Genomic DNA, 23,952 nt, shown 5'->3' with positions numbered 1-23,952 from the left:
CCATGAGGAGAATGAAATGGATCTGAGTTACACCCCCGAAGAACAGGCCTTCCGCGAGGAGGTGCAGCGTTTTCTGGACGAGAAACTGCCCAAGGAAATGTCGGATGCGGTCCGCGAGGGACGCAGCCTCGGCAAGGAAGGCCACGAACGCTGGCATGCCATCCTGAACGAACAGGGCTGGCTGGCGCCGAATTGGCCGCGCGAATTTGGCGGCTGTGAGTGGAATGCCGTGCAGCGCCATATCTTCGAAGAGGAATGCTGCCGCGCTCATGCACCGCGCATCGTGCCCTTTGGCCTGACCATGCTGGCGCCGGTGTTGCAGAAATTCGGATCCAAGGAACAGCAGGACTATTACCTGCCCAAGATCCTGAGTGGCGAACACTGGTGGTGCCAGGGCTATTCCGAGCCGGGCGCGGGGTCTGACCTTGCCAGCCTGAAAACCAAGGCGGTGCGCGAGGGCGACCACTATATCGTCAACGGCCAGAAGACCTGGACCACGCTGGGCCAGCACGCCAACTGGATCTTCTGCCTAGTACGCACTGACCCCGATGCCAAGCAGCAGGAAGGCATTTCCTTCCTTCTGATCGATATGGACACGCCGGGCATCGAAGTGCGCCCGATCATCCTGCTGGACGGCACCCACGAGGTGAACGAAGTCTGGTTCACCGATGTGAAAGTGCCGGTCGAAAACCTGGTGGGCGAGGAAAACAAGGGCTGGACCTACGCCAAGTACCTCCTGACCCATGAACGTACCAATATCGCGGGTGTCGGATTCAGCCAGGCCGGTCTGGATGCGGTGAAACGTCTGGCGCGGGTGCAGATGCACAAGGGCCGCCCGCTGATCGAAAACCCCTATTTCGCGGCCCGTATGGCGCAGGCGGAGATCGATCTGATGGCCATGTCTACCACCAACCTGCGCATCATCTCGGCGGCGGCCTCCGGTCAGGCGCCGGGTGTCGAAAGCTCGATGCTGAAGGTGAAAGGCACCGAAATCCGTCAGGAAATCAACGATATGGCGCGCCGCGCCGCGGGCGTTTACGCGATGCCCTTTGCCTCCGAAGCGGTGGAAGGCGGCAATGAACCGCCGGTCGGCCCCGAAGGCACGGCTGCCGTTGCCGCGCAGTATTTCAACAACCGCAAACTGTCGATCTTTGGCGGTTCCAACGAAATCCAGAAGAACATCATCGCAAAAGTGAAAATGGGAGGCCGGGCATGAACTTCGACCTGACCGAAGAGCGGCAGATGCTGCAGGACAGCCTGCGTCGCTTCCTGTCGGACCGCTACACGACATCCGTGCGCAACGACATCCTGGAAAGCGAGACCGGGTTTTCCGCTGACATCTGGGGCCAGCTGGCCGAACTGGGTGTCATCGGTGCGCTGTTTTCCGAGGAGGACGGCGGGTTTGGCGGCGCCGGTTTCGATATCTCCACCGTGTTCGAGGAACTGGGCCGCGCCGGCGTCGTTGAGCCGCTGCTGGACACCGCACTGCTGGGGGGCGGTCTGATCGCGGCACTGGGCAATGACGATCAGAAGGCTCTCGTGGAAGAGGTGATCGGCGGCGCCGTGCAGCTGGCCTTTGCGCACGGCGAGCCGAACAGCCGCTATGAGCTGTCGCGCGTGGAAACCACGGCTCAGGCCGAGGGTGATCAGATCGTTCTGAACGGGCGCAAGGCTGTTGTCGTCAACGCCGAGGCTGCCGATCACCTGGTGATCTCTGCGCGCGAAAGCGGCGCAGCGGATGCGACCGATGGGATCTCGTTGTTCCTGGTGCCCCGCGATGCCGAGGGCCTGTCGCTGCGCGGCTATGCGCTGCTGGCTGGCGGTCGCGCTGCCGAGGTCGAGCTGGATAACCTGCGCCTGCCTACCTCTGCCCGTCTGGGCGATGCTGGCGCCGCATGGTCTGCCATGGCCGGGGTCTTTGCCCGCGCCGAGGTGGCGCTGGCTGCCGAAACCCTGGGCGCGATGGAAACCGCGACCGAGCTTACCCGTCAGTACCTGCTGACCCGCAGCCAATTTGGCCGCCCGATCGGCACCTTCCAGGCGCTGCAGCACCGGGTGGCGGATCTGCTGATCGAGATCGAGCAGGCGCGCTCGGCGGTGATCAACGCGGCCGGCCATCTGGAAGGCGACGCGCGGATGCGCGATCTCAACGTGGCGGCGGCGCGCAACCTGATTGGCCGTGCAGGTCGTCTGGTGGCCGAGGATTCAATCCAGCTGCACGGCGGTATCGCCATGACACAGGAATACGAACTGGCCCATATCGCCAAACGGATCGTCATGGCGGAGCACCGCTTTGGTGATGCGGACACGCAGCTGGAGCGTTTTCTTGACCTCAGCGCCGCGTGATACCGGCGAGGTCCGCCTGATCGAGGAACCCGGTTGCCAGCAGATGGTTGGCTACCGGACCGAGGTCGATACCCGGGATGGCTCCTGCACCGTGACGCTGGAGCTGGAGCCCCGGCATATGAACCGCCATGGCATCGTCCATGGCGGCATGGTGGCCACGGTTCTGGATGTGGTCTGCGGCAATACTGCAATGCAGTTCTTCGATCCGGATGGAAACGCGGATCTGGTTACCGTTTCGCTGAACCTCTCCTATGTGGGGTCGACGCGGACCGGGGCCATTACGGCCCGCGCCCGGCCTACGGGGGGCGGCAAAAGCATCGCCTATATCTATGGCGAGCTGTTTGATGACACCGGCCGCCTGCTGGCCACGGCAAACGGAATTTTCAAGAGGATACGGAAATGACCCGACGTGCACGGATGGACGATCTTGGCGACCGCGCGGTTGTCGTGAATATGAACCCGGACCGCCGGGGCGCCCTGTCGCAGGATCTTTACGACGCCATTCAGGCGGCGCTGGATCTGGCGCAGGAGCCGCGCATCCGTGCTGTGCTGCTGACCTCGGAAGGTGGGTTTTTCTGCGCGGGCGGCGATCTCAACGTGCTGATCGAACGTCGCGGCCTCAGCGAGGACGAGCGCCGCGCCAAGGTCAACAACCTGCATGATCTGATGCGCGGGATCCGGGACTGCCCGGTGCCGGTGATCGCCGCCGTCGAGGGCGGCGCGGCCGGGGCCGGTCTGTCGCTGGCGCTGGCAGCGGATCTGATCGTGGCCTCTTATGGGGCGAAATTCACCGCCGCCTACGTCAAGGCGGGGCTGGTGCCCGATGGCGGGCTGACCGCCTCGCTGGCGCGGATGCTGCCGCGTCCGCTGGCGATGGAAATGTGCCTTTTGGGTCGGCCGGTGACAGCCGGACAGATGGCTGCGCTCGGCGCGGTCAATCAGGTGGTGGCGCCGCAGCGCGTTCTTGGCGCGGCGCACAGCCTTGCCGATGCGCTGGCCCAGGGCCCGCGCGCGGCGCAGGGCACCATCCGGCATCTGGTCTCCAGCGCCTATGAGGCGGCAGAAACTGCACAGCTTGATGCAGAATGCGCCGCCATGGCCCGTGCGGCTGGCGGCGAGGAGGCAGGCGAGGGCATCGCGGCCTTCCTGGAAAAACGCCCGCCGCAGTTCAGCGGCTAGGGTCCGGCCCGCACAGGGCCTGCACCCACGACATAACCGGCGCCGGATTTGGGAGGAGAGGGCAATGGAACGATGGCATGATTTACTGGCCGCTCAGGTGGCCGAGCGGCCGGCGGCTGCGGCCTTTTCCGACAGTGGCGGTACGGCCTGGAGCTACGCCGAGCTTTCGACAGCCGTAGAGGCGGTGGCAGACAATCTGCGCAAGGTTGGCGTGCAGCCGCGTGACCGGGTCATGGTCTTGTCGGAAAACTGCTGCGCGGCGGTGGCGGCGATGCTGGGCGCCTCGCGGATCGGGGCCATCGCGGTGCCGGTCAATGCAAGGATGAGCGCGGGGGAAGTGGACCGGATCCTGTCCCACGCGCGCCCGGCGGCGGTGCTGTGCACCTCCGCGATTTCCCCCGAGGCTGCGGCCCATGCCGCGCGGATTGAGGCGCGCGAGATCCGTGGCGCCTTTGGCACTCTGCATCTGGCCTGCCCCTATGCCTCAAACCCCGATGCGCCGGAAGAGGTGGCGGTTCTGCTTTACACCACAGGCACCACCGGCGCGCCAAAGGGGGTGATGCTGACCCATGCGAACCTTCTGTTTGGCGGCAAATCCTCGGCCGAGCTGCGCGATATGGGGCCGGGCGATGTGATCTATGGCGTTCTGCCGATGACCCATGTCTTTGGCCTGGCTTCAGTGATGACGGCGGCGATCCTGTCCGGGGCCGAGGTCTGGCTGGAGGCGCGTTTCTCGGCGGCGAAACTCTATGAGGCGCTGCGCCGGGGCGTAACGCGTCTGGCGGCGGTGCCGCAGATGCACGCGCTGGTGATGCAATACGCCAAGGAACAGGGGTTGGAGCGGCTTGGCAGCGAGGTCCTGCAATACGTTTCGTCCGGGGCGGCGCCGCTGGATCCTGAATGGAAGCGCAAGGCCGAAGGGTTTTACGGGGTGGCCCTGCAGAATGGCTATGGCATGACCGAGACCACCGCCGGCGTCTGCGCCACCAAGAACAGCCAGCTGGGGGATCCCGACATTTCCACCGGTCCGCCGATGCCCGGGGTCGAGGTGCGCATCGATGAGAGCGTTCCGGGCGGTGGCGATGGGTTGGGAGAGGTTCTGGCGCGTGGCCCGAACATCATGCTGGGCTATTATCGCAACCCCGAGGAAACCGCTAAGGTGCTGGACGCAGAAGGCTGGATGCACACCGGTGACATGGGCCGTCTGGACGCCCGCGGGTTCCTGCATATCGAGGGGCGCTCGAAGGAGTTGATCATCCACGGTGGTTTCAATGTCTTCCCGCCCGAGGTGGAGGCGGCGCTGAATGCCCATCCGCAGGTGGTGCAATCCGCTGTGGTCGGGCGCAGGGTCAGCAGCGATGAAGAGGTTCTGGCCTTTGTGCAGGTGGTGCCGGGGGATGCGCCGGATCCGGCAGAGCTGATGGCTTTCGTGCGCGGTCAGCTGGCCGGATACAAATGTCCGGCGCTGATCGTCCCGGTCGAAGCATTGCCTGCGGCGCCGACGGGCAAGATCCTGAAGCACAAATTGCTGGAGACTTTTGCGGACCGTCTGGAAAAAGCATGAGTGGGGTGCTCCCGTCCCCGGACGGGCGGCCTGCAGGGCAGGCCTTGTGCGGGGTTGGGCGTGGCGCCGCTGCGCGGCGCAGGGAAAGATCTGCTGAGAGGCGTTTCAGGGGCAGGCCTGCCCTGAAAGCGCGACGTTCAGTGTTGGGCCGGGAGAGCGCCGCCTCAAGGGTAAACCGCGCCTGTGGCGCGGCTGCAGAGGCAGCCCTTGACCCGCCGCTCTCCCTCAGATGCCGTCTCCGATGGAGACGGCGGCGGGAGGGGAGGTTCCCTCAGGTCCAGGTGCCTTCGGCGGCGGCGCGGATGGCGCGGATATTGTCGCCGTAGACGCTTGAGTTATCGACCGAGCCGCCGCGGAAGACCGCGGAGCCGGCCACCAGCACATCGGCGCCGGCCTTGGTCACCAGCGGTGCGGTGCTGGGATCAACACCGCCGTCGATTTCAATATGCACGGGACGGTCGCCGATCATCTGGCGCAGCGTCGCGATCTTGCCGGTCATGTCGATGAATTTCTGCCCCCCAAAGCCCGGATTTACCGTCATCACGCAGATGAGGTCGGTGAGGTCGAGAAGATGCGCCACAGCCTCGGCCGGGGTGCCGGGATTGAGTGCAACGCCTGCCTTCATGCCTGCCGCGCGAATGGCTTGCAGGGTGCGGTGAATATGCGGGCCTGCCTCGACATGGGCGGTCAGAACATCGGCTCCCGCATCGGCATAGGCGTCGATATAGGGATCCACCGGCGCGATCATCAGATGCACATCCATCACCGTTTTCACATGCGGGCGGAAGGCTTTGACCGCTGCGGGGCCAAAGGTGAGGTTCGGCACGAAATGCCCGTCCATCACATCCACATGCACCCAGTCTGCGCCTTCGGCCTCGATGGCCCGAATTTCCTGGCCGAAGTTGGCGAAATCGGCGGAGAGGATGGAGGGGGCGATTTTAACACTGCGGTCAAAGGACATGGGAGGGGTTCCTGCATACTGGGGCGCTGGTGGAGGGTCTTCTGCGCATATAGACCGGTGCGGGCGCGGTTTACAGGGGGCAGTTTGTCCTTGCCCGCTATTTACCCCCGTTGCCCTGTGGCCCGTGGCCCTTGGTGCGCTCTGTGACGCGGACATGACGGTTTTGGCACCGCGGGGCAGTCCGCGTTACAAATAATTCACCGCGATTACACAAATGATTTGAGGAGCACCGTTAGGCAGTCCCGGAAACGAACGGGGGCCGATTGTGCTGCGCATAGAAAAACTCACCAAACGCTTTGGCGACAAGACCGCGGTGGATACCGCGACTCTCGACATCGACAAGCCCTGCATGATCGGCATCATTGGCCGCTCCGGTGCGGGAAAATCGACCCTGCTGCGCATGATCAACCGTCTGGGCGATGCCAGTGAAGGGCAGATCCTGTTCGAAGGGCGCGATGTGACCCGGCTGAAAGGGCGCGAGAAGCGCGCCTGGCAGTCGGACTGCGCGATGATCTTTCAGCAGTTCAACCTGGTGCCGCGCATGGATGTGGTGTCGAACGTGCTGCATGGCACGCTCAACCGCCGCTCGGCGCTGGCGACCATGTTCAACCTATATCCGATGGAAGACATCCACCGGGCGATCGACATTCTGGACCGTCTGGGCATTGCCGAACACGCGGCCAAGCGGGCCGAGGCCTTGTCGGGCGGGCAGCAACAGCGCGTCGCCATCGCCCGCGCCCTGATGCAGGACCCGAAGATCATCCTGGCGGATGAACCCATTGCCTCACTCGATCCGATGAATGCCCAGACCGTGATGGAGGCGCTGCGCCGCATCCACGAAGAAGACGGGCGCACCGTCATCGCCAATCTGCACACGCTCGATACCGCGCGCCGCTATTGCGACCGGGTGGTGGGGATGCGGGACGGGCGCATCGTCTTTGACGGGCTACCCGAGCAGCTGACCACCGGCGTTGCCCGCGAGATCTACGGCGCCGGCGCCGATTTTTCTGAAGCCGCGACATCCACCGAGATCGAAACGCTGACGCGTACCGAAGGCCCCATCCGCGAGGCCGAGGCCGCCGCGCTCTGATCTTGACCCTCTTTCATCATCCCAAAGCACGAGGCTTTGGGCCCAAACCAAACCGGAGTGACCTAGAGATGAAAAAACTGATTGCTGCCGCCCTGATGACAACTGCCCTGACCACACCGGTCATGGCAGAGGACATTCAGGAATTCCGCATCGGCATCCTTGGCGGTGAAAACGCCCAGGACCGCATGAACAACAACGAGTGCCTGCGCGCCAAGACCGAAGATCTGCTGGGCGTCGAAACCAAGCTGTTCGCCCCCGCTGATTATAACGGCGTGATCCAGGGTCTGTTGGGCGGCACCATCGACATGGCCTGGCTGGGCGCCTCTGGCTATGCCAAGACCTTCCTGTCCGACCCCGAAGCGGTTGAGCCGATCCTGGTGAAAGTGAACAACGACGGTGGCTACGGCTACTACTCGGTTGGTTTTGCCCGCAAGGACAGCGGCATCACCGCGCTGGAAGACGTCAAAGGCAAGGTCTTCGGCTTTGGTGACCCGAACTCCACCTCCGGCTTCCTGATCCCCTCGATCGAGATCCCGCAGGCAACCGGCGCCAGCATGACCTCGGGCGACTACTTTGGTGAAGTGAAGTTCACCGGCGGTCACGAGCAGACCATCGTTGCGGTCAACAACGGCGATATCGACGCCGGTGTGACCTGGGCCGACGGCCTGGGCAACTGGGAAGACGGCTACAACTCCGGCGCCCTGCGCAAGGCGGTTGATGCCGGTCTCGTCGACATGAACGACCTGGTCAAAATCTGGCAGTCCAAGCCGATCCCGGAAGGCCCCGTTGTTCTGCGCAAGGACCTGCCCGAAAACGTCAAGGTCAAGATGACCGGGCTGATGGCAAGCCTCAAATCCATGGATGCAGATTGCTTCTACGGTGTGGCCGCGGGTGAAGCCAAAGGCTTCATGCCGATCACCCACGACGCCTACGAAGTGATCATCGAAGCACGCAAATTGAAGTCCAACTGATTTTAGGACCAACGCGGCGGGGTCCGGTCTTTGTGCCGGGCCCCGTATTCCTCTGACGCGCGCCCTTGCAGGGGCGTCCCTGCGATCAGAGGCCCATCCGAACACCAATATATCCCCAGGAAACCCCATGGCAGATCTGACAGCGGCCCCGCCTTCCGGTGCCTCCTCGACCGAGGCCATCCGCGCCGAATATGTCGACCTCACCCGGCGCAAGCGTCTTTACGGGACGATCCTCCTGATCGTCTTTGTTGCCATGATGGTGGCCGGGTTCCGCACCGCAGATGACCGCAATGCCGGGTCCTTTGCTGATGGGTTTACCCGAATTTTCGACTACCCGGCCGAGGTGCTGAGCGAAGCTGCCGAGAAGGTGACAGAGCTGCCCGGCCAGGTGGTGCATTTTTTCCCGGCGCTGGTAGAGACGCTGAATATCGCGGCGGCCTCTACCCTGATCGGTGCCATCTTCGGCACGCTTCTGTCGCTTTTGGCGACACGCGGCATGGCGCTCTGGCCGTCGCTGATCCCGGTTTTTCGCCGGGTGATGGATATCTGCCGGGCGATCCCGGAAATCGTCATCGCGCTGGTGCTGATCTTCCTTTTGGGCGGTGGCCCGGTGCCTGCCATGATCGCCATTGCCATCCACACGGCGGGGGCATTGGGCAAGCTGTTTTCCGAGGTGAACGAAAACGCCTCGCTGAAGCCGGTCGAAGGCCTGTCCTCGGTCGGGGCCACCTGGGCACAGCGCATGTGGCTGGGGGTGATCCCGCAGGTGGGGCCGAATTACGTCAGCTATGCGCTGCTGCGGTTTGAAATCAACATTCGCGCGTCGGCCATCCTCGGCTTCGTCGGCGCGGGCGGCATCGGCTACGAGCTGAAGAACGCCATGTCCTGGGGCAAGGGCCGCTACGACGAGGCCGCAGCCATCTTTATCCTCCTGTTCGTCACCATCGTCGTGGTCGATCAGATCTCTGGCAAGCTGCGTGACCGGCTGATCAATGGAGCCAAACAATGACGACTCTGGATGTGAACCCGGGTGCAGGCGCGCGCCGCGATGCCGCCGCGCTGAAGCAGGAGATGGCGGGGCTGTTCCGCACCAAGAAACTGATGGCCTTTGCGGTGCCGCTGGTGGTGCTGGTCTATATGGCCTACGTCTTTTTCGCCTTCGACGTGCCGGGCCTGTGGGAGCGTGCCAGTCTTGAAAACGCCCGCACGCTGGTCAGCGACAGCTACAGCTACAAGACACATGTGACCCGCGACAACCGCGATGCCTCCGTCTCGGTCGCTATCGAAGGTGAGCGTAAGGGCAGCTACCCCGAAGGCGAGGCGCCAGAATGGGTGAGCCTTGGCGAAACCACGGTGATCGATCTGGAAAACGGCCATACCGTGCGCTTTGGACCTGACACTGTGGAATATGACATTCCCGGCTACGGCACCGTGCGCGCCACCCCCAGCCGAAGCGCCGGGGTGCAGGCCGAGTTTCCCGCGGGCGATGTACCGGACTGGATCAGCTCCTCGAAGAACCGTCTGGCGATCAAGACCGACGCAGGCCGCCTGACAGTGACCCGCAACCGCTCCGAAGTGTTCCGCTATTTCACCGGCTGGGAGCTGTTCTTCTTCACCCTCGACAGCCCCTATCACGGGATGAGCGCTTCGGCGCTGCTGGGCCGTGCCGTCTCGGGAGAGGCCGGGGCGATCTTCAACGACTTCTGGACCAACAAGATGTGGCGCCATCAGGATGTGGCCTGGGCCATTGGGGAAACGCTGCTTATGGCCTTCCTTGGCACCATCGGTGCTGGCATCGTGGCGTTGCCGCTTGCCTTCCTTGCAACCCGCAACTTTATGCCGATCCGCACCCTGCGGTTCGCCACCCGCCGCCTGTTCGATTTCGTGCGCGGGGTGGACAGCCTGATCTGGACCGTGGTCCTGGCCCGTGCCTTTGGCCCTGGCCCGCTGACCGGTGCGCTGGCGATCCTGGTGACCGATACCGGCACCTTCGGCAAGATCTTCTCGGAGGCGCTGGAGAATGTCGATGAAAAGCAGATCGAAGGCGTGGCCTCGACCGGTGCCAAACCGGTGCAGCGCTATCGGTTCGGGGTGATCCCGCAGGTGACCCCGGTTCTGCTGTCGCAGCTTCTCTACTTTCTTGAATCCAACACTCGCAGCGCCACGATCATCGGCGCCATCACCGGCGGCGGTATCGGTCTGTTGCTGACCCAGGCGATCATCACCCAGAAGGACTGGGAAGAGGTGGCCTATTACATCGTGCTGATCATCGTGATGGTGATGCTGATGGACTGGTTCTCGGGCATGCTGCGCCGCCGCCTGATCCAGGGCGATCCCGGCAAGCCGCGCCGGGACAAGGCGAAGAAGGGCGAGAAGAAGAACATGCCCTTCGTGCTGCCCTGAGCATGCAAGAGACCGGAACAGGAAAACAGACCATGGCCCGCCTTCAGCCAGATCAGCCCTTCATCCATCCCGATTGCCAGATCACCGACAGTGCCTTTGGCGCCTATGTGGAGATCGGCGCAGGCAGCCGCATCGCAAACAGCCGCTTTGGGGATTACAGCTATTGCGACCGCACCTGCGACATCGCCAATGCTGAGGTGGGGAAGTTCGCCAATATCGCCAGCTTCACCCGCATCGGGGCGACGGATCACCCGATGGAGAAGGCGTCATTGCATCACTTCCTGTATCGGTCTGCCGACTATTGGGATGATGCCGGGGTCGATGAGGACTGGTTTGCCCATCGCGCCAGCCGCATGGCCCATATCGGCCATGACACCTGGATCGGCCACGGCGCGATGATCAAGCCCGAGGTCACCATCGGCCACGGCGCAGTTGTGGCGTCAGGTTCGGTCGTAACCAAGGATGTTGCGCCCTACACCATCGTCGGCGGTAACACTGCCCGCCTGATCCGCCGTCGCTACCCTGAACCAGTGGCCGAAGCGATGATGGATCTTGCCTGGTGGGACTGGAACAATACCACCCTGAGGGCCGCTTTGCCCGATTTCCGCGCACTGCGGGCCGAAGAGTTCCTTGAGAAATACGCCTGATTTCAGATGGGCAGGGGTGCTCCCGCCCGTGTCTGGCCCTTCTGTGAGAAGGGCCGGCCCGGTTGGGCCGGGCGCCGCTTGCGCGGCGCCGGGGCTATTAGGGTGGCGTTGTAGACGTTTGCAAAGTGTGTTGGGCGGGTTTGAGCACGGCGTAGATCACGATGCATACGGCACCGCTTTTCATGTGGACCGAAGAGACGCGATCAACGCGCTGACCATCTCGGATGCGTTGTGTTTCAAAGGATCTCTCACACTGTCGGCAAGTCCGAACATGAGCAGCAATCCCAGTACCGCCGAGTGTATCGCCAGGGCTTCCTGACGCACGCCTTTTGCATCGCTGTCCAGCCTATCCGCAAGGGCGCCATACATCCTGTCGGTCACAGGGTGAATCCTGTCTAGCAGCGCAGCATCGTGAGAGGCTTTGACGCTTTGCTTGATGGTCTGCGGCAACAGGTACATCATCCGAAATCGGTCGAGGTCCTCAAAATGAAATCCGGCGATGGCTCTGACAAATGCATCGACGGCCTCATCGCGCTTCGTGGTCCCGGACACCGACTGTATTGCGGTCTCCGCTTCAGCCTCAAGCCACGGAAGAAACATCGCGGCGAGCAGGTCATGCTTGCTTGGATACCAGTAGAGCACCGCTTGTTTCGTGCACCCCAGACGACGGGCTATCGCATCGAACGATACCGCTGCCAGACCTTCGGATGCCAACAGGTCGCGAGCGGTTTCCAAAATCTGATCACTTGTATTCTTGTGCGGCATCGACACGATCCTTGACTGCTTACCAATGGTAAGATACTTTGTTTACCAATGGTAAGGAAGGGTGAGAACCTTTGCCAACCAAAGGCGCCACACAGGGAGCCGAAAGATGACCGCACTCACTTTGGAAAATCCGGTCTTCGTCACCTATGTGATTGCCGCTGCGCTCCTGGTGCTCAAGGTCATGTCCCAGGGGTGGATGACAGTTTACCGAATGATGAAAGTCAGGGCGGGCTGGGCGAGTCCCGAAGACCTTCAAAAAGGGCTCCTCAATACAGCTCCCGATCCGTCGCAACTGGACGTCAATGAATATGTTGACCGATCCCGTCGGATGCACCGGAATGACCTGGAAAACATACCGGCCTTCTGGGCGGCAGGCCTTCTGTTTGTGGCAATCGGCCCTTCTGTCTGGCTGGCGCATGTCCTGATGTATGGTTTTGTTGCGGCGCGGCTGGCGCACTTCTGGGCCTACACGACGAAGCAATCCCATGAAATCCGAGCGACATTTTACACCGTCGGGTCCCTAATCGTCATTTACATGGCGTGCCATGTGCTCTGGGTTGCGATCACGTAGGTACACGCGTTCACCCGCGCCGCGTCAGCGGCGCCCGGCCCAATGGGAGCGGATCATGCACATGATCCGGCGACGGGCGGGAGTGCTTCGCCTCAGCCCTCGATATCGCCGTGGATGGCGAATTGTTCCAGGCCCGCCGATTGCGCCTCGATCATCCGGTAGCTTTCGCGCACGCCCGCATCGGTCAGCTCGCGCATCACCGTCAGGAGGGTGTTCGGGTCATGATCGGCGCAGAGGTCGGCCATGTGGGCGATCTCCTCGGCCGCCACGGGGCGGGCGGCGGCCACATCCGGCGCGCCGTAGTAGCTGACAAAATGATGCGCCAGAAGGTCGGTCAGGGTTTCCAACTCGGCCTCTTCGATCTTGGTCACCGCGACGAAGGTCACCCGCCCGCCGGTTTCCAGCCCCATCCAGCCATTGGAGAAGGCCTGGCGCTGCTTGCCGGTCAGATCCGCCTCGCCCCAGTTGGAAAATTCGAAACCGCCCGAGATGCACCATTCGCCGGTGCGGGCCGGGCTGGCAAAGACGTTTTGATCGCTCTCGTCGAAATGGATGGCGCGGGCCAGTTGCATCACGGGGTCTCCAGAAGCGTTGTCAGGGGTATGAGATGGGTGGTGTCGCCGTCGCGCAGCAGCATGCCGAAATCCTCGTCAATGCCAAGGAAGGTGCCGCTGAGGTCATTCTGCTGGGTCTCTTCGCCGATACCATGGGCGAGGCCGCGCCATTCTTCGTGCAGCGGTTTGGAGCCGTCCTCTTCCCAGCGGGTGATCCAGTGCAGGCAGTGGCGGGCCCAGCTTTCGACGAGCGCAGGCGCCTCCACATCGGCGCAGCCTTCGGCATAAAGCGCGGTGTCCTCGGGCGCGGCGCCGCCGTCCTCGTCTTTGGGCCAGAGCGGCAGCTCCAGCCCGATCACCAGCCAGTCGGGCTCTTCCGCCGGGTCGCTGGTGCTGGAGGCGGCGCGCAAGCGACCGCAGCGGGCACCGTTGATGCGGATCGCGCCGCCCCAGTCCAGATGCACCGCGACCTCGGGCGGGGCCAGCGCGCCCAAGGCGTTTTGAAAACCGACGCCGCAGGTGGGCAGCATCGCCATCGCGTGCGAAAGAGGTACCTCGGGGGCAAAGACCAGTGCTGCACGCAGGGTGTCATGCGCCAGATTATAGACCACCAGACCGGCATCACAGCCCAGGACCGCCCGTTTGCAGGCGGTCTCGAACGGGTCCTCAGGGCCGGTCACCGCCTCGCCGGACATCAGCGGTGGAAAGGACAGGGCAGGGGCGGCCTCGCTCATGCGGCGCCCCGTTGGATAAGACCGAGTGCCACCTCCTGGAATGCCTTGGCCTGCGGGCTGTCGGGTTTGCTGACCACCACCGGCGCGCCGCCATCCGCGGCAAGGCGCACGTCCAGATGCAGCGGGATTTCGGCCAAAAGCGGCACGTTCAGCTTCTTGGCTTCGGCGGCGACGCCCCCATGGCCAAAAATATGTTCCTCATGGCCGCAGTTGGAGCAGATATGGGTGGACATGTTTTCGATCAGCCCGACGATCGGCACGTGCAGCTGTTTGAACATGTCGATGCCCTTGCGCGCGTCGATCAGGGCAACGTCCTGCGGGGTGGAGACCACGATGGCGCCATCCACATGGGCCTTCTGCGCCAGGGTCATCTGCACATCGCCGGTGCCCGGCGGCAGGTCCACGATCAGCACATCCAGCGCGCCCCATTGCACCTGCATCATCATCTGCTGCAGCGCGCCCATCAGCATCGGACCGCGCCAGACCACTGCCTGATCCTCGTTTGTCATCAGGCCGATGGACATCATGGTGACGCCGTGGTTGCGCATCGGCAGGATGGTCTTGCCATCGGGGCTGGCGGGACGGCCGGACACGCCCAGCATGCGCGGCTGCGAGGGGCCATAGACATCCGCATCCAGCAGACCGACACGGCGGCCTTCGGCAGCCAGCGCGCAGGCGAGGTTCGCCGAGACGGTGGATTTGCCAACGCCGCCCTTGCCCGAAGCGACCGCGATGATGCGATCCACGCCGGGGATCTTCTGCGGTCCCTGGGGCTGGGCGGCTTTCTTCGGTTTCAGATCCGGCGGCGGCGCCTTGGTGGAATGGGCGGTCAGCAGGGCCGAGACCTTCTCGACCCCGGCAAGGGCGGTGACCTTGGCCTCTGCCGCGTCGCGCACGGGGGCGTAGGCCTCGGCGCGGGCCGGATCGACTTCCAGTACGAAACGCACGGCGCCGTCTTCGATATTCAGAGCCCGCACGATGCCGGCGGCGACGATGTCGCTGCCGCTGACGGGGTCGGTGATGGTCTTCAGTGCCTCGAGGACAGTTTCACGGGTGAGGGACACGCCGGTCTACTCCTTTGGTGGGTTCGTTTGCGTCTGTGTACGGAACACTTGACTGAAATGTAGGTTGATCCCTAGCATTTCGAATGGTCCGTTTGTCTTTTCTCTATCCGATCCGGCCAGAGCGTGCAGCGCTCAATTTTCCCGGGGTGCGTGCAGCGCTCAGTTTTGCAGGAGTGCCTGCATTGCTGCACTGGATCAGGACTGTGGCGGCGGGCCGGGCTGCGTTGATCCCGGTGCTTGTGCTCTGGCTGCTGACGGTCGGCAGTCCCGTTCAGGCCGAGGATCGGTTGGTCCGGCTGGCGGTGCCGCAGGGGCTGGTCGAAACCGGATTTCTGAAACATCTTCTGCCGCGGTTTTCCCTGAAAACGCAGGTGCGCATCGAACTCGTCACGCCCGGCGCGGCTGCCGAGGCCGCGTTTTCCGACGTGCCCAAGGGAACGCCGGTGTTTCAGGATGCGGCCGCGCTCTGGCACATGCAGGTGCTGGATGGCGCCCATCCGGGCACGGCGCGGTTTGTCGACTGGCTCGGCTCGGACGTGGGCGCGCGCACGATCACCGCCTATGCGCCGGATGGGGTGCAGATGTTCACCCTGCCGCAGATCACCGCCGAGGTGGAGGAAGAAATCGTCTTCGAAGGCGACGCGATGAAAGGACAGAACCTGTCGCGCAGCAAATGCGGGCGTTGCCACGCGGTGGCCGAGGACATGCGCATGACCGATATCGGATCGACGCCGTCCTTTTTCGTGCTGCGGGCGCTGCCGGACTGGGATTACAGGTTCCAGGCCTTTTATGCGCTGAACCCGCACCCCTCCTTTACCCAGGTCGCCGATGTGACCGAGCCCTTCCCCGCGGACCGCCCGTCGCCTATCGTGCCCGTGGCCATGACTCTGGACGAGCTGGAGGCGATCCTGGCCTATGTGTCCAGCCTCACCCCGGCAGATCTGGGAGCCCCCTTGCAACATCAGTGATCGCGGCGCTTGCTGAGGTAATCGGCCGTGGTGCGCACGCGCGGGCGTTCCTTGCCTTCGAAGGGATTGTTTTCCTGATGGAACTGCGCGTTGACCCGGCAATCGTCGCACATCTGGATCATCCGTGCCGCATCCGAGGTGGCGAACATCGCGTGTTTTCCGGCCAGTTTTTCGGTGATCCGTTCGATGGTGGATTTCACCCCGAACAGCGTGCCGCACTCGACGCAGGCAAAGGGTTCCTCTTCGTGCACCACCACCTGGCTTAGCGCTTCGGGCTGGAGGTTCAGGCGCGGTTCATAGCTGATCGCCTGTTCAGGGCAGACATTGGCGCATAGGCCGCATTGCAGGCAGGCGTCCTCTTGGAACCGCAGCTGCGGCAGATCCGGGTTGTCCCCCAGCGCGCCGGAGGGGCAAAGGGAGACGCAGGACAGGCACAGGGTGCAGCTGTCGGTATCGACCAGCACCGCGCCATAGGGCGCATCATCCGGCAGGGGCAGCATGTCGGCCTCAGGCGCCAGCGCGCGGGCGGCCTGCCGGGTGATCTGGCGGCGGGTGCCCATGGGGCGCAACGGCTCATTTATCGGCGCGGGCACTTTGGCGCCAAATAGCGCATCGCTCAGCGCGTCAGGGTCGTTCAGGTCCAGCAGGGTGGCCTTGTCGCCCGCGATGGCCTGGGCCAGGGTCAGCTCACGCTCCTGCACTGCGCGGTCCACCTTGGGCGACATCAGCAGCGACACATGGGCAAATCCGGCGGCCAGTGCCGCGAGGATCTCGGCATGACCAAAGGTATTCATCGCTTCCAGCTCCAGCGGCAGCACATCGGCAGGCAGCCCGCGTCCGAACCGGGCCGCAAGGCGGATCATCTCGGCGCCGTGTTCGTTCACCACCAAGAGGCGCGGGGCGCTGCCCCCGGCATCGAGATAGGCCTTTGCCAGCACCTGAATGCGGCGCATCAGCGTATCGGTGGGCGGCGCGTCATAGGTGATCGAGCCAGAGGGACAAAGCGAGGCACAGGCGCCGCAGCCGGCGCAGATCATCGGGTCGATGCTGACGTGATCGCCATTGGGGCTGATGGCGCCGGTAGGGCAGACATCAAGACAATTGGTGCAGCCGGTCTGGCCGGCACGTGAATGGGCGCAGAGCAGCGGTTCGCTGCGCACGTAGAGCGGTTTTTCGAAGGTGCCGACCAGTTGGCTGGCCTCCAGCACTGCATCGGCCACCGCCTGCACGCCCTTGGGATCGGCACGCAGGTATCCTTCGCGTTTTTCATGGGCCGGGAACAGCGGCGTGCCGCCGGTCAGGTCCAGAATGATATCGCATTCCGAGCGACCACCATCGCGGGGGGCTGTCCAGCTCCAGCTGCGGCCGGTGGTGTCGAGCTGCTGCAAGGCGTCGATGATGACCTGAAACTGGCCAAGCGCGCCAGAGGCCTGCCGCAGCTGTCCCCGCACCACGTCGAAGTCGCGGCTCATCGGCGGTTCGTCATCACCTGTCAGCAGCACCGTCACGGCCAGACTGTCCTGCAACCGTTTGGCGGCGGCCAGCGCCACATCGCCCGAACCGACGATCAGGCACAGGCCCTCGGACACCACATCGACGGTCTTGGCCGCCGAGGTATCTAGCGCCGCCTCGGCCACGAGGGCGGACATTTTGGGTAGCAAATCGCCCTCATCAGCGGTCCATCCGGCCCTGTCCCTGAGGTCAAGGAAGGCCGGAGAGGGGGCACCGATTTCGCCCGCGATCTCCTCGAAAAGGCGCTGTTCCTGAGTGCAGCAAATGACCGCGTCTCCGGCACCGATTGCAGCGGCAGCGCTGTCGGTCTGGCTGGTGCAAAGGGCCGAATGCATCTTTGAACATGACAATCCCGTGACGTCGGAAAGTCGCTCCGAATCGATCTCCTGAGATCCAGAACAATCGCATAGAATCAACTGCTTGGCCATTCTTTCCTCGCTTGCATCAGGGCTGGCGTGACGGGCGGATAACCGCCATCCGGGCCACAGATTAGGCATGATTCTGAAGCCACGTAAACCGGTTTGCACCCCGCAGTAGGCCCCGGATGGGGCGCAAAATACCGGGGTGATTCGCGCGGTTTTGTGTACAGCGGTATTCCGATTGTTTTTGTCGACATAGACAATTCGACCAAGGCGGAACTCTACCCCCCTGCGTCTGCCCCAATTTGTCCGGGTTGCGGGAAATTTGCAGATCGGGTGCAGAGCAGGCTTTCACGAAGGCGTGACCTTGCGGCACACTTGTCCGACGCAGGGAGATGTAGGGTGCGCAACCAGTGAGCCGTAGTTTGGACAAGACCGACGTGATGCCGCTTGGCATCGTACTTCGCCGGACCCCGGGGGTGACCCGCTGGGCACGATGGTCTTGGAAGGTGGCAGGCGTCTTGCCCGCAGCCCGGTCCGCAGATTGGCAATTGCTGCGCGAGGAAGACGGCGCCAGCGAGTTCCACGCCGCGACACTGCCGCTGGAACTGCACCGCGCCGATGCCGAAGCCTATATGCACGGGCTGACCGCAGAACCGCCCTGTGTCTACGTTGTGATGCGCGAAAGCGATGATGCCGACCGCCCGCTGGAAATGACGCTGGTCACCGCCTCTCCTTACGAGGCGCAGGACTATGCCGACAGCGGCGAGGAACTGGTGGAGAAGGTGCCGATGCCCTCTGGTCTTGTGGCCTGGGTGCGGGAATTCGCGCTGGCGCATTTCAAGGAAGAGGAATTCAAGAAACGCCGCCGTGACAAGCGCACCGTGGGGGAGGCCGAGGATGGCATTGGCGATCCGCGCATCGCGCAGCTGACCGACGTGTACCGCTCGCCCGCCCTGGTCAAGAAGGGGCGCCTGCAATGAGCCGCGATTTCTGGTCCCGCCGCAAGGCCGCCGTAGAGGCCGAAGCCGCAGCCGAAGCTCGCGCAGAGGCTGCTGTTGAGGCAGCAGAACGCGACGCGGCGCTGGAGGAAAAGAGCGACGCAGAGATCCTGGCCGAGCTGGAATTGCCCGATCCCGACACGCTGGAGGAAGGCGACGATTTCAAGGTCTTCCTGCGTGAGGTGGTTCCGGCCCGCATTCGCATCCGCGCCCTGCGCCGCCTGTGGCGTCTGAACCCGGTGCTGGCAAATATCGACGGGCTGGTCGATTACGGTGAGGATTTCACCGACAGCGCCATGGTCGTGGAGGGCATGCAGACCGCCTATCAGGTGGGCAAGGGCATGACCAAACACGTCGAGGAACTGGCCCGTCAGGCAGCAGAAAAGGCCGAGGCCGAAGCGGCAGTCGCCGCTGCACCCGCCGAAGGCGCACCCGAAGAGGGCGCAGAAAGCGAAGAGCAGGGCACAGACATCGCTGCGGAGACCTCTGAGGTCGTCGCTGCCGGGCCTGCACAGACCGCCGACGACTGGAACGCCACTCGGCAAGAGCAGCAGACCGAGGCTGACCCGAGCGGGGATTCCGGTGATACTGCCCCCGGGAACATGATGCCGCGCCGGATGCGCTTTTCCTTTGATGGAAGCCAGAGCCAGATCCGGGGCACGGCATGAACAAGGAGCAAGACATGACAGCCACCGCTGATGCCGCAGCGCCGTTGGTAAGCGAAGAGGACCGCCTGCGCGCGGATCTGTATAATTTCCTGGGTCTCATCCTGGCGTCGCCGCCGGATGAGTTCCTGCTGGGGCAGACCGCTGGTCTGCAGGGGGATGACACCGATCTGGGCGTGGCGATCAACGCGCTGGCCAAGATCGCCAAACTGTCAAAGCCGCCCGCGGTGGAGCGTGAGTTCAACAAGCTGTTCATCGGCCTCGGCCGGGGTGAGCTGCTGCCCTATGCCAGCTACTACCTGACCGGGTTCCTGAATGAAAAACCGCTGGCGCAGCTGCGCCGGGACATGGCGGCGCGGGGCATGACCCGGGCGCAGAACGTCTATGAGCCCGAAGACAATATCGCCTCGCTGATGGAAATGATGGGGGCGCTGATCGCGGGCCGCTTTGGCGAACCTGCCTCGCTGGCCGATCAGAAGACCTTCTTCAACACCCATATCGGCCCCTGGGCCGGTCACTTCTTTTCGGATCTCGAGAAGGCAAAGAACTCGGTTCTCTATGCCTCGGTCGGCGCTGTCGGCCGGGTGTTCATGGAGATCGAGGCCGAAGGGTTCCGGATGAGCGCGGAGAAATCCGCATGAGCCGGGGCGGCAAGGTCTGCCCCACAACCGTGAGCGATCACCAAGGAGGAGAGACTCACATGACCAAGAAAGCAGAGGCAGCATCGAGCCGCCGCGACTTTCTGAAGATCGCCGCAACCACGGCGCCGCTGGCAGCGGTGGCGGTTGCGACGACCGGGGGCGAGGCCGAGGCCGCCGCACCTGATCTTGCAAAGGAGACGATGCAGGATACCGCGCATACCCGCGCCTATTACGAAAGCGTCCGGTTCTAACGCGCCGCATGCATCCCATGACCGACGGCAACTGGTTGCGTGACGCCCGACCGCCAGAGGTTTTTCGTTAACCCAGCGCGCTTTCTGAGGAGGAAGCAAGCAAGGGAGGTTCTAAATGCTTAGGAAAAAGACCAACGGGGTTGCGAGACGCCCCCAGCGGACCAGTATCCTGTCCAACGTCGCGGAAACATCCGTCGACCGCCGCGCCTTTTTGCGCGGCTCCGGCTTGGCCATCGGCGGCCTGGCTGCCATCAGCGCCACCGGCGGGTCGGTGACCCAGGCCAATGCGGCCACCGCTGCGGCGGGCGCTGTTGAAACCGTAAAATCCGTCTGCACCCACTGCTCGGTCGGCTGTACCGTCGTGGCAGAAGTTCAGAACGGTGTCTGGGTCGGGCAGGAACCCGGCTGGGACAGCCCGTTCAACCTCGGCGCCCATTGCGCCAAGGGGGCATCGGTGCGCGAGCACGCCCATGGCGAGCGTCGTCTCAAGTACCCGATGAAGAAAGAGAACGGCGAGTGGAAACGCATCAGCTGGGATCAGGCCATCAACGAGATCGGCGACGGCATGATGCAGATCCGCGAGGAAAGCGGACCTGACAGCGTCTACTGGCTCGGCTCGGCCAAGCATAACAATGAACAGGCCTACCTGTTCCGCAAGTTCGCCGCCTATTGGGGCACGAACAACGTGGATCACCAGGCACGGATCTGTCACTCCACCACCGTTGCGGGTGTTGCGAACACATGGGGCTACGGCGCCATGACCAACAGCTACAACGATATCCATAACTCCAAGGCGATCTTCATCATCGGCGGCAACCCGGCCGAGGCGCACCCCGTCTCGCTGTTGCACGTGCTGAAGGCCAAGGAGCAGAACAACGCGCCGCTGATCGTCTGCGATCCGCGTTTCACCCGCACCGCGGCCCATGCCGACGAATATGTGCGCTTCCGTCCCGGCACCGATGTGGCGCTGGTCTGGGGCATCCTGTGGCACATCTTCGAAAACGGCTGGGAAGACAAAGAGTTCATCCGCACCCGTGTCTGGGGCATGGACCAGATCCGCGAAGAAGTGGCCAAGTGGACCCCCGAAGAGGTCGAGCGCGTCACCGGCACGCCCGGCAGCCAGCTGCGCCGGGTTGCGCGCACCATGGCCAACAACCGTCCCGGCACCGTGATCTGGTGTATGGGCGGCACCCAGCACACCACCGGTAACAACAACACCCGCGCATACTGCGTGCTTCAGCTGGCGCTGGGCAACATGGGTGCGTCGGGTGGCGGCACCAACATCTTCCGCGGCCATGACAACGTGCAGGGCGCAACCGACCTTGGTGTTCTGTCGCACACGCTGCCGGGCTACTATGGCCTGTCCAAAGGCGCCTGGGCGCATTGGGCGCGGGTCTGGGAAGAAGATCCCGAATGGCTGGCAGGCCAGTTCGACACGCTGAAAGGCGCGGACGGCAAAGACAAGAGCCTGCAGAACCTGACGGGTATTCCGGTCAGCCGCTGGATCGATGGTATCCTTGAAGACAAGGAAAACATGGATCAGCCGAACAACGTTCGGGCCATGGTTCTGTGGGGCCACGCGCCCAACTCGCAGACCCGGATGACGGAAATGAAGACGGCGATGGAAAAGCTGGACATGCTGGTCGTTGTCGACCCGTATCCCACCGTTTCCGCCGTGCTGCATGACCGCGAAGACGGTGTCTACCTACTGCCGGCCTGTACCCAGTTCGAAACCCGCGGTTCCGTGACCGCGTCGAACCGGTCGTTCCAGTGGCGCGACAAGGTGGTGGATCCGCTGTTCGAAAGCCTGCCCGATCACGTGATCATGGCGAAATTCGCCAACAAGTTCGGCTGGGCGGATCGGCTGTTCCGCAATATCGAGATGGAAGACGCGGAAACGCCGAACATCGAGAGCATCACCCGCGAGTTCAACAAGGGTCTGTGGACCATCGGCTATACCGGTCAAAGCCCGGAACGGCTGAAGAAGCACATGGCCAACCAGCACACCTTTGACCGCACCACGCTGCGCGCGGTGGGTGGCCCGGCCGATGGCGACTACTACGGTCTGCCATGGCCTTGCTGGGGAACGCCCGAGATGAACCACCCGGGCACGCCGAACCTTTATGACATGTCCAAACCGGTCTCCGAAGGTGGTCTCACCTTCCGCGCCCGTTTCGGCGTGGAGCGGGACGGTGACAACCTGCTGGCCGAAGGCGTCTATTCCGTGGGCTCTGAAATCCAGGACGGCTATCCTGAATTCACCATGCAGATGCTGATGGATCTAGGCTGGGACAGCGACCTGACCGACGAGGAACGCGCCGCGATCGATGCTGTGGCGGGTCCCAAGACCAACTGGAAAACCGACCTTTCCGGCGGCATCCAGCGGGTCGCGATCAAGCACGAATGCGCGCCTTTCGGCAACGCCAAGGCCCGTGCCGTCGTGTGGACCTTCCCAGATCCGGTGCCGGTTCACCGCGAACCGCTCTATACCAACCGCCGGGATCTGGTTGCGGATTATCCAACCTACGAGGATCGCAAATTCTATCGTCTGCCGACGATGTATGCCTCGATCCAGAAGAAGGATGTCTCGCAGGACTTCCCGATCATCCTCACATCCGGCCGTCTGGTCGAATACGAGGGTGGCGGCGACGAGACCCGCTCCAACCCCTGGCTGGCCGAGCTTCAGCAGGACATGTTCGTGGAAATCAACCCGCGCGATGCCAATAACCTTGGCGTGCGGGATGGCGAACAGTGCTGGGTCGAAGGTCCCGAGGGCGGCAAGGTCAAGGTCATGGCCATGGTCACCGAACGGGTCGGCGAGGGCGTTGCCTTCATGCCGTTCCACTTTGGCGGTCATTTCCAGGGCGAGGACCAGCGGCACAAATATCCGGACGGCGCTGATCCATATGTGCTGGGCGAAAGCACCAACACGGCTCAGACCTACGGGTATGACAGTGTGACCCAGATGCAGGAGACCAAGTGTACTCTCTGCAAAATCATGCCAGCGTAAGGAGATAGAGTAATGGCAAGAGCGAAGTTTCTCTGCGATGCCGAACGCTGCATCGAATGTAACGCCTGTGTCACCGCCTGTAAGAACGAGCATGAGGTGCCCTGGGGTATCAACCGCCGCCGCGTTGTGACCATCAATGATGGCAAGCCCGGCGAACGGTCGATCTCGGTCGCCTGTATGCATTGTTCGGACGCGCCCTGTATGGCCGTTTGCCCGGTGGACTGCTTCTACCAGAACGAGGAAGGGGTGGTTCTGCACTCCAAGGACCTCTGCATCGGTTGTGGCTACTGCTTCTACGCGTGCCCCTTTGGCGCGCCGCAGTACCCGCAGGCAGGCAACTTTGGCAGCCGTGGCAAGATGGACAAATGCACCTTCTGCGCCGGTGGCCCTGAGGAGAACCACTCCAACGCGGAGTTCTCCAAATACGGTCGCAACCGGATCGCCGAGGGCAAGCTGCCCATCTGCGCCGAAATGTGCTCGACCAAGGCGCTGCTCGCCGGTGATGGCGATGTGGTGTCTGCCGTCTACCGCGAACGCGTCGTGGCGCGTGGGTTCGGCTCGGGTGCTTGGGGCTGGGGCACGGCTTACGAGCAAAAGGGCGGCTAAACCCGTCTTTTCAGCGTAAAGCTGGGGATGGCCTGCCGTGCGCGGGCCATCCTGACCTATCTGTTATACATACGACAAACCCGAAGGAGT

General features: G+C 63.2%; 24 protein-coding genes. 18 read left to right on the top strand and 6 right to left on the bottom strand.

The features are described from left to right. Positions 1–16: 16 nt before the first annotated feature. The 5 genes from SM766_RS06230 (at position 17) to SM766_RS06210 (ending at position 5,089) form a co-directional block, all read left to right on the top strand. Complete coding sequence (locus tag SM766_RS06230) at positions 17–1,216, top strand: acyl-CoA dehydrogenase family protein (protein WP_065272576.1); 1,200 nt, start codon at positions 17–19, stop codon at positions 1,214–1,216. Further along, positions 1,213–2,346 (top strand): acyl-CoA dehydrogenase family protein, encoded by a 1,134-nt coding sequence (locus tag SM766_RS06225; RefSeq protein ID WP_368947251.1) that lies wholly within the window; start codon positions 1,213–1,215, stop codon positions 2,344–2,346. Before SM766_RS06230 ends, SM766_RS06225 begins: the two co-directional genes overlap by 4 nt. After that, the gene (locus tag SM766_RS06220; protein WP_347508654.1) at positions 2,327–2,749 is read left to right on the top strand and encodes a PaaI family thioesterase; all 423 of its coding nucleotides are present in this window, start codon (positions 2,327–2,329) and stop codon (positions 2,747–2,749) included. Before SM766_RS06225 ends, SM766_RS06220 begins: the two co-directional genes overlap by 20 nt. After that, a complete protein-coding gene (locus SM766_RS06215) occupies positions 2,746–3,525 on the top strand; it encodes an oxepin-CoA hydrolase, alternative type (protein WP_368947250.1) in 780 nt (259 codons plus the stop codon). Before SM766_RS06220 ends, SM766_RS06215 begins: the two co-directional genes overlap by 4 nt. Positions 3,526–3,589: 64 nt before the next feature. Further along, positions 3,590–5,089, top strand: coding sequence for a class I adenylate-forming enzyme family protein (locus SM766_RS06210; protein WP_368947249.1), 1,500 nt, complete (start codon positions 3,590–3,592; stop codon positions 5,087–5,089). Between the two features lie 271 nt (positions 5,090–5,360). On the opposite strand, the gene rpe is transcribed toward SM766_RS06210, so the two are convergent. Next, positions 5,361–6,050 carry a ribulose-phosphate 3-epimerase gene (gene rpe / locus SM766_RS06205; RefSeq protein WP_368947248.1) on the bottom strand — a complete coding sequence of 230 codons (690 nt, stop codon included), beginning with the start codon at positions 6,048–6,050 and terminating at the stop codon, positions 5,361–5,363. A 265-nt stretch (positions 6,051–6,315) separates the two neighbouring features. Here rpe and phnC point away from each other — a divergent pair, with 265 nt between their 5' ends. From phnC to SM766_RS06180, 5 genes are all read left to right on the top strand, one after another. Then, on the top strand, positions 6,316–7,140 hold the full coding sequence (gene phnC / locus SM766_RS06200; protein ID WP_274827646.1) for a phosphonate ABC transporter ATP-binding protein: 825 nt from the start codon (positions 6,316–6,318) through the stop codon (positions 7,138–7,140). Positions 7,141–7,208: 68 nt separating this feature from the next. Beyond that, complete coding sequence (gene phnD, locus SM766_RS06195; protein ID WP_065272583.1) at positions 7,209–8,111, top strand: phosphonate ABC transporter substrate-binding protein; 903 nt, start codon at positions 7,209–7,211, stop codon at positions 8,109–8,111. A 127-nt stretch (positions 8,112–8,238) separates the two neighbouring features. Next, entirely contained in the window at positions 8,239–9,120 is an 882-nt protein-coding gene (phnE, locus tag SM766_RS06190) for a phosphonate ABC transporter, permease protein PhnE (RefSeq protein WP_274827648.1), read from the top strand. After that, positions 9,117–10,514 carry a phosphonate ABC transporter, permease protein PhnE gene (gene phnE / locus SM766_RS06185; RefSeq protein ID WP_368947247.1) on the top strand — a complete coding sequence of 466 codons (1,398 nt, stop codon included), beginning with the start codon at positions 9,117–9,119 and terminating at the stop codon, positions 10,512–10,514. Before phnE (SM766_RS06190) ends, phnE (SM766_RS06185) begins: the two co-directional genes overlap by 4 nt. Positions 10,515–10,546: 32 nt before the next feature. Then, positions 10,547–11,161, top strand: a complete 615-nt coding sequence (locus SM766_RS06180) for an LbetaH domain-containing protein (protein ID WP_368947246.1) — start codon at positions 10,547–10,549, stop codon at positions 11,159–11,161. Between the two features lie 180 nt (positions 11,162–11,341). On the opposite strand, the gene SM766_RS06175 is transcribed toward SM766_RS06180, so the two are convergent. Continuing rightward, entirely contained in the window at positions 11,342–11,926 is a 585-nt protein-coding gene (locus SM766_RS06175; protein WP_274827651.1) for a TetR/AcrR family transcriptional regulator, read from the bottom strand. A 106-nt stretch (positions 11,927–12,032) separates the two neighbouring features. Here SM766_RS06175 and SM766_RS06170 point away from each other — a divergent pair, with 106 nt between their 5' ends. Next, on the top strand, positions 12,033–12,497 hold the full coding sequence (locus tag SM766_RS06170) for an MAPEG family protein (protein WP_368947245.1): 465 nt from the start codon (positions 12,033–12,035) through the stop codon (positions 12,495–12,497). 92 nt (positions 12,498–12,589) lie between these two features. On the opposite strand, the gene SM766_RS06165 is transcribed toward SM766_RS06170, so the two are convergent. Genes SM766_RS06165 through apbC form a run of 3 tightly spaced genes read right to left on the bottom strand, consistent with a single transcriptional unit; the run spans position 12,590 to position 14,849 of the window. Next, positions 12,590–13,069 (bottom strand): DUF6505 family protein, encoded by a 480-nt coding sequence (locus tag SM766_RS06165; RefSeq protein WP_274827653.1) that lies wholly within the window; start codon positions 13,067–13,069, stop codon positions 12,590–12,592. Continuing rightward, complete coding sequence (locus SM766_RS06160) at positions 13,069–13,785, bottom strand: biotin/lipoate--protein ligase family protein (protein WP_368947244.1); 717 nt, start codon at positions 13,783–13,785, stop codon at positions 13,069–13,071. The genes SM766_RS06165 and SM766_RS06160 overlap by 1 nt, the downstream gene beginning before the upstream one ends. Next, on the bottom strand, positions 13,782–14,849 hold the full coding sequence (apbC, locus tag SM766_RS06155) for an iron-sulfur cluster carrier protein ApbC (RefSeq protein ID WP_065272588.1): 1,068 nt from the start codon (positions 14,847–14,849) through the stop codon (positions 13,782–13,784). Before apbC ends, SM766_RS06160 begins: the two co-directional genes overlap by 4 nt. A 182-nt stretch (positions 14,850–15,031) precedes the next feature. Here apbC and SM766_RS06150 point away from each other — a divergent pair, with 182 nt between their 5' ends. Then, positions 15,032–15,817 carry a hypothetical protein gene (locus SM766_RS06150; protein ID WP_368947243.1) on the top strand — a complete coding sequence of 262 codons (786 nt, stop codon included), beginning with the start codon at positions 15,032–15,034 and terminating at the stop codon, positions 15,815–15,817. Here the strand turns inward: SM766_RS06150 and SM766_RS06145 are convergent. Then, a complete protein-coding gene (locus SM766_RS06145) occupies positions 15,811–17,757 on the bottom strand; it encodes a 4Fe-4S binding protein (protein WP_368947242.1) in 1,947 nt (648 codons plus the stop codon). The genes SM766_RS06150 and SM766_RS06145 overlap by 7 nt on opposite strands. A gap of 374 nt (positions 17,758–18,131) precedes the next feature. Here SM766_RS06145 and SM766_RS06140 point away from each other — a divergent pair, with 374 nt between their 5' ends. The 6 genes from SM766_RS06140 (at position 18,132) to fdh3B (ending at position 23,862) form a co-directional block, all read left to right on the top strand. After that, the gene (locus tag SM766_RS06140; protein ID WP_065273714.1) at positions 18,132–18,671 is read left to right on the top strand and encodes a DUF3305 domain-containing protein; all 540 of its coding nucleotides are present in this window, start codon (positions 18,132–18,134) and stop codon (positions 18,669–18,671) included. Then, positions 18,668–19,357: a DUF3306 domain-containing protein gene (locus tag SM766_RS06135; RefSeq protein WP_368947241.1), complete on the top strand. Its 690-nt coding sequence runs from the start codon at positions 18,668–18,670 to the stop codon at positions 19,355–19,357. Before SM766_RS06140 ends, SM766_RS06135 begins: the two co-directional genes overlap by 4 nt. After that, a complete protein-coding gene (locus tag SM766_RS06130) occupies positions 19,354–19,995 on the top strand; it encodes a TorD/DmsD family molecular chaperone (RefSeq protein WP_065272591.1) in 642 nt (213 codons plus the stop codon). The genes SM766_RS06135 and SM766_RS06130 overlap by 4 nt, the downstream gene beginning before the upstream one ends. 59 nt (positions 19,996–20,054) lie before the next feature. Next, positions 20,055–20,246 (top strand): twin-arginine translocation pathway signal protein, encoded by a 192-nt coding sequence (locus tag SM766_RS06125; RefSeq protein WP_065273715.1) that lies wholly within the window; start codon positions 20,055–20,057, stop codon positions 20,244–20,246. Between the two features lie 115 nt (positions 20,247–20,361). Then, positions 20,362–23,256 carry a formate dehydrogenase subunit alpha gene (locus tag SM766_RS06120; protein WP_065272592.1) on the top strand — a complete coding sequence of 965 codons (2,895 nt, stop codon included), beginning with the start codon at positions 20,362–20,364 and terminating at the stop codon, positions 23,254–23,256. Between the two features lie 12 nt (positions 23,257–23,268). Continuing rightward, positions 23,269–23,862, top strand: coding sequence for a formate dehydrogenase FDH3 subunit beta (gene fdh3B / locus SM766_RS06115; RefSeq protein ID WP_065272593.1), 594 nt, complete (start codon positions 23,269–23,271; stop codon positions 23,860–23,862). Positions 23,863–23,952: the final 90 nt, after the last annotated feature.

It is taken from the genome of Pseudophaeobacter sp. A-200-2, assembly GCF_041008815.1.
GTDB classification, from domain to species: Bacteria; Pseudomonadota; Alphaproteobacteria; order Rhodobacterales; family Rhodobacteraceae; genus Phycobacter; species Phycobacter gallaeciensis_A.
This window is presented reverse-complemented; position numbering and strand designations above follow the sequence as displayed.

What these genes read in the sequence shown, in the direction of transcription:
- SM766_RS06230 (WP_065272576.1), top strand. Translation starts at nt 17, where the DNA reads ATGGATCTGAGTTACACCCCCGAAGAACAGGCCTTCCGCGAGGAGGTG.
- SM766_RS06225 (WP_368947251.1), top strand. Translation starts at nt 1,213, where the DNA reads ATGAACTTCGACCTGACCGAAGAGCGGCAGATGCTGCAGGACAGCCTG.
- SM766_RS06215 (WP_368947250.1), top strand. Translation starts at nt 2,746, where the DNA reads ATGACCCGACGTGCACGGATGGACGATCTTGGCGACCGCGCGGTTGTC.
- SM766_RS06210 (WP_368947249.1), top strand. Translation starts at nt 3,590, where the DNA reads ATGGAACGATGGCATGATTTACTGGCCGCTCAGGTGGCCGAGCGGCCG.
- rpe (WP_368947248.1), bottom strand. Translation starts at nt 6,050, where the DNA reads ATGTCCTTTGACCGCAGTGTTAAAATCGCCCCCTCCATCCTCTCCGCC.
- phnD (WP_065272583.1), top strand. Translation starts at nt 7,209, where the DNA reads ATGAAAAAACTGATTGCTGCCGCCCTGATGACAACTGCCCTGACCACA.
- phnE (WP_274827648.1), top strand. Translation starts at nt 8,239, where the DNA reads ATGGCAGATCTGACAGCGGCCCCGCCTTCCGGTGCCTCCTCGACCGAG.
- phnE (WP_368947247.1), top strand. Translation starts at nt 9,117, where the DNA reads ATGACGACTCTGGATGTGAACCCGGGTGCAGGCGCGCGCCGCGATGCC.
- SM766_RS06180 (WP_368947246.1), top strand. Translation starts at nt 10,547, where the DNA reads ATGGCCCGCCTTCAGCCAGATCAGCCCTTCATCCATCCCGATTGCCAG.
- SM766_RS06175 (WP_274827651.1), bottom strand. Translation starts at nt 11,926, where the DNA reads ATGCCGCACAAGAATACAAGTGATCAGATTTTGGAAACCGCTCGCGAC.
- SM766_RS06170 (WP_368947245.1), top strand. Translation starts at nt 12,033, where the DNA reads ATGACCGCACTCACTTTGGAAAATCCGGTCTTCGTCACCTATGTGATT.
- SM766_RS06165 (WP_274827653.1), bottom strand. Translation starts at nt 13,069, where the DNA reads ATGCAACTGGCCCGCGCCATCCATTTCGACGAGAGCGATCAAAACGTC.
- SM766_RS06160 (WP_368947244.1), bottom strand. Translation starts at nt 13,785, where the DNA reads ATGAGCGAGGCCGCCCCTGCCCTGTCCTTTCCACCGCTGATGTCCGGC.
- SM766_RS06145 (WP_368947242.1), bottom strand. Translation starts at nt 17,757, where the DNA reads ATGGCCAAGCAGTTGATTCTATGCGATTGTTCTGGATCTCAGGAGATC.
- SM766_RS06140 (WP_065273714.1), top strand. Translation starts at nt 18,132, where the DNA reads ATGCCGCTTGGCATCGTACTTCGCCGGACCCCGGGGGTGACCCGCTGG.
- SM766_RS06135 (WP_368947241.1), top strand. Translation starts at nt 18,668, where the DNA reads ATGAGCCGCGATTTCTGGTCCCGCCGCAAGGCCGCCGTAGAGGCCGAA.
- SM766_RS06130 (WP_065272591.1), top strand. Translation starts at nt 19,354, where the DNA reads ATGAACAAGGAGCAAGACATGACAGCCACCGCTGATGCCGCAGCGCCG.
- SM766_RS06125 (WP_065273715.1), top strand. Translation starts at nt 20,055, where the DNA reads ATGACCAAGAAAGCAGAGGCAGCATCGAGCCGCCGCGACTTTCTGAAG.
- SM766_RS06120 (WP_065272592.1), top strand. Translation starts at nt 20,362, where the DNA reads ATGCTTAGGAAAAAGACCAACGGGGTTGCGAGACGCCCCCAGCGGACC.
- fdh3B (WP_065272593.1), top strand. Translation starts at nt 23,269, where the DNA reads ATGGCAAGAGCGAAGTTTCTCTGCGATGCCGAACGCTGCATCGAATGT.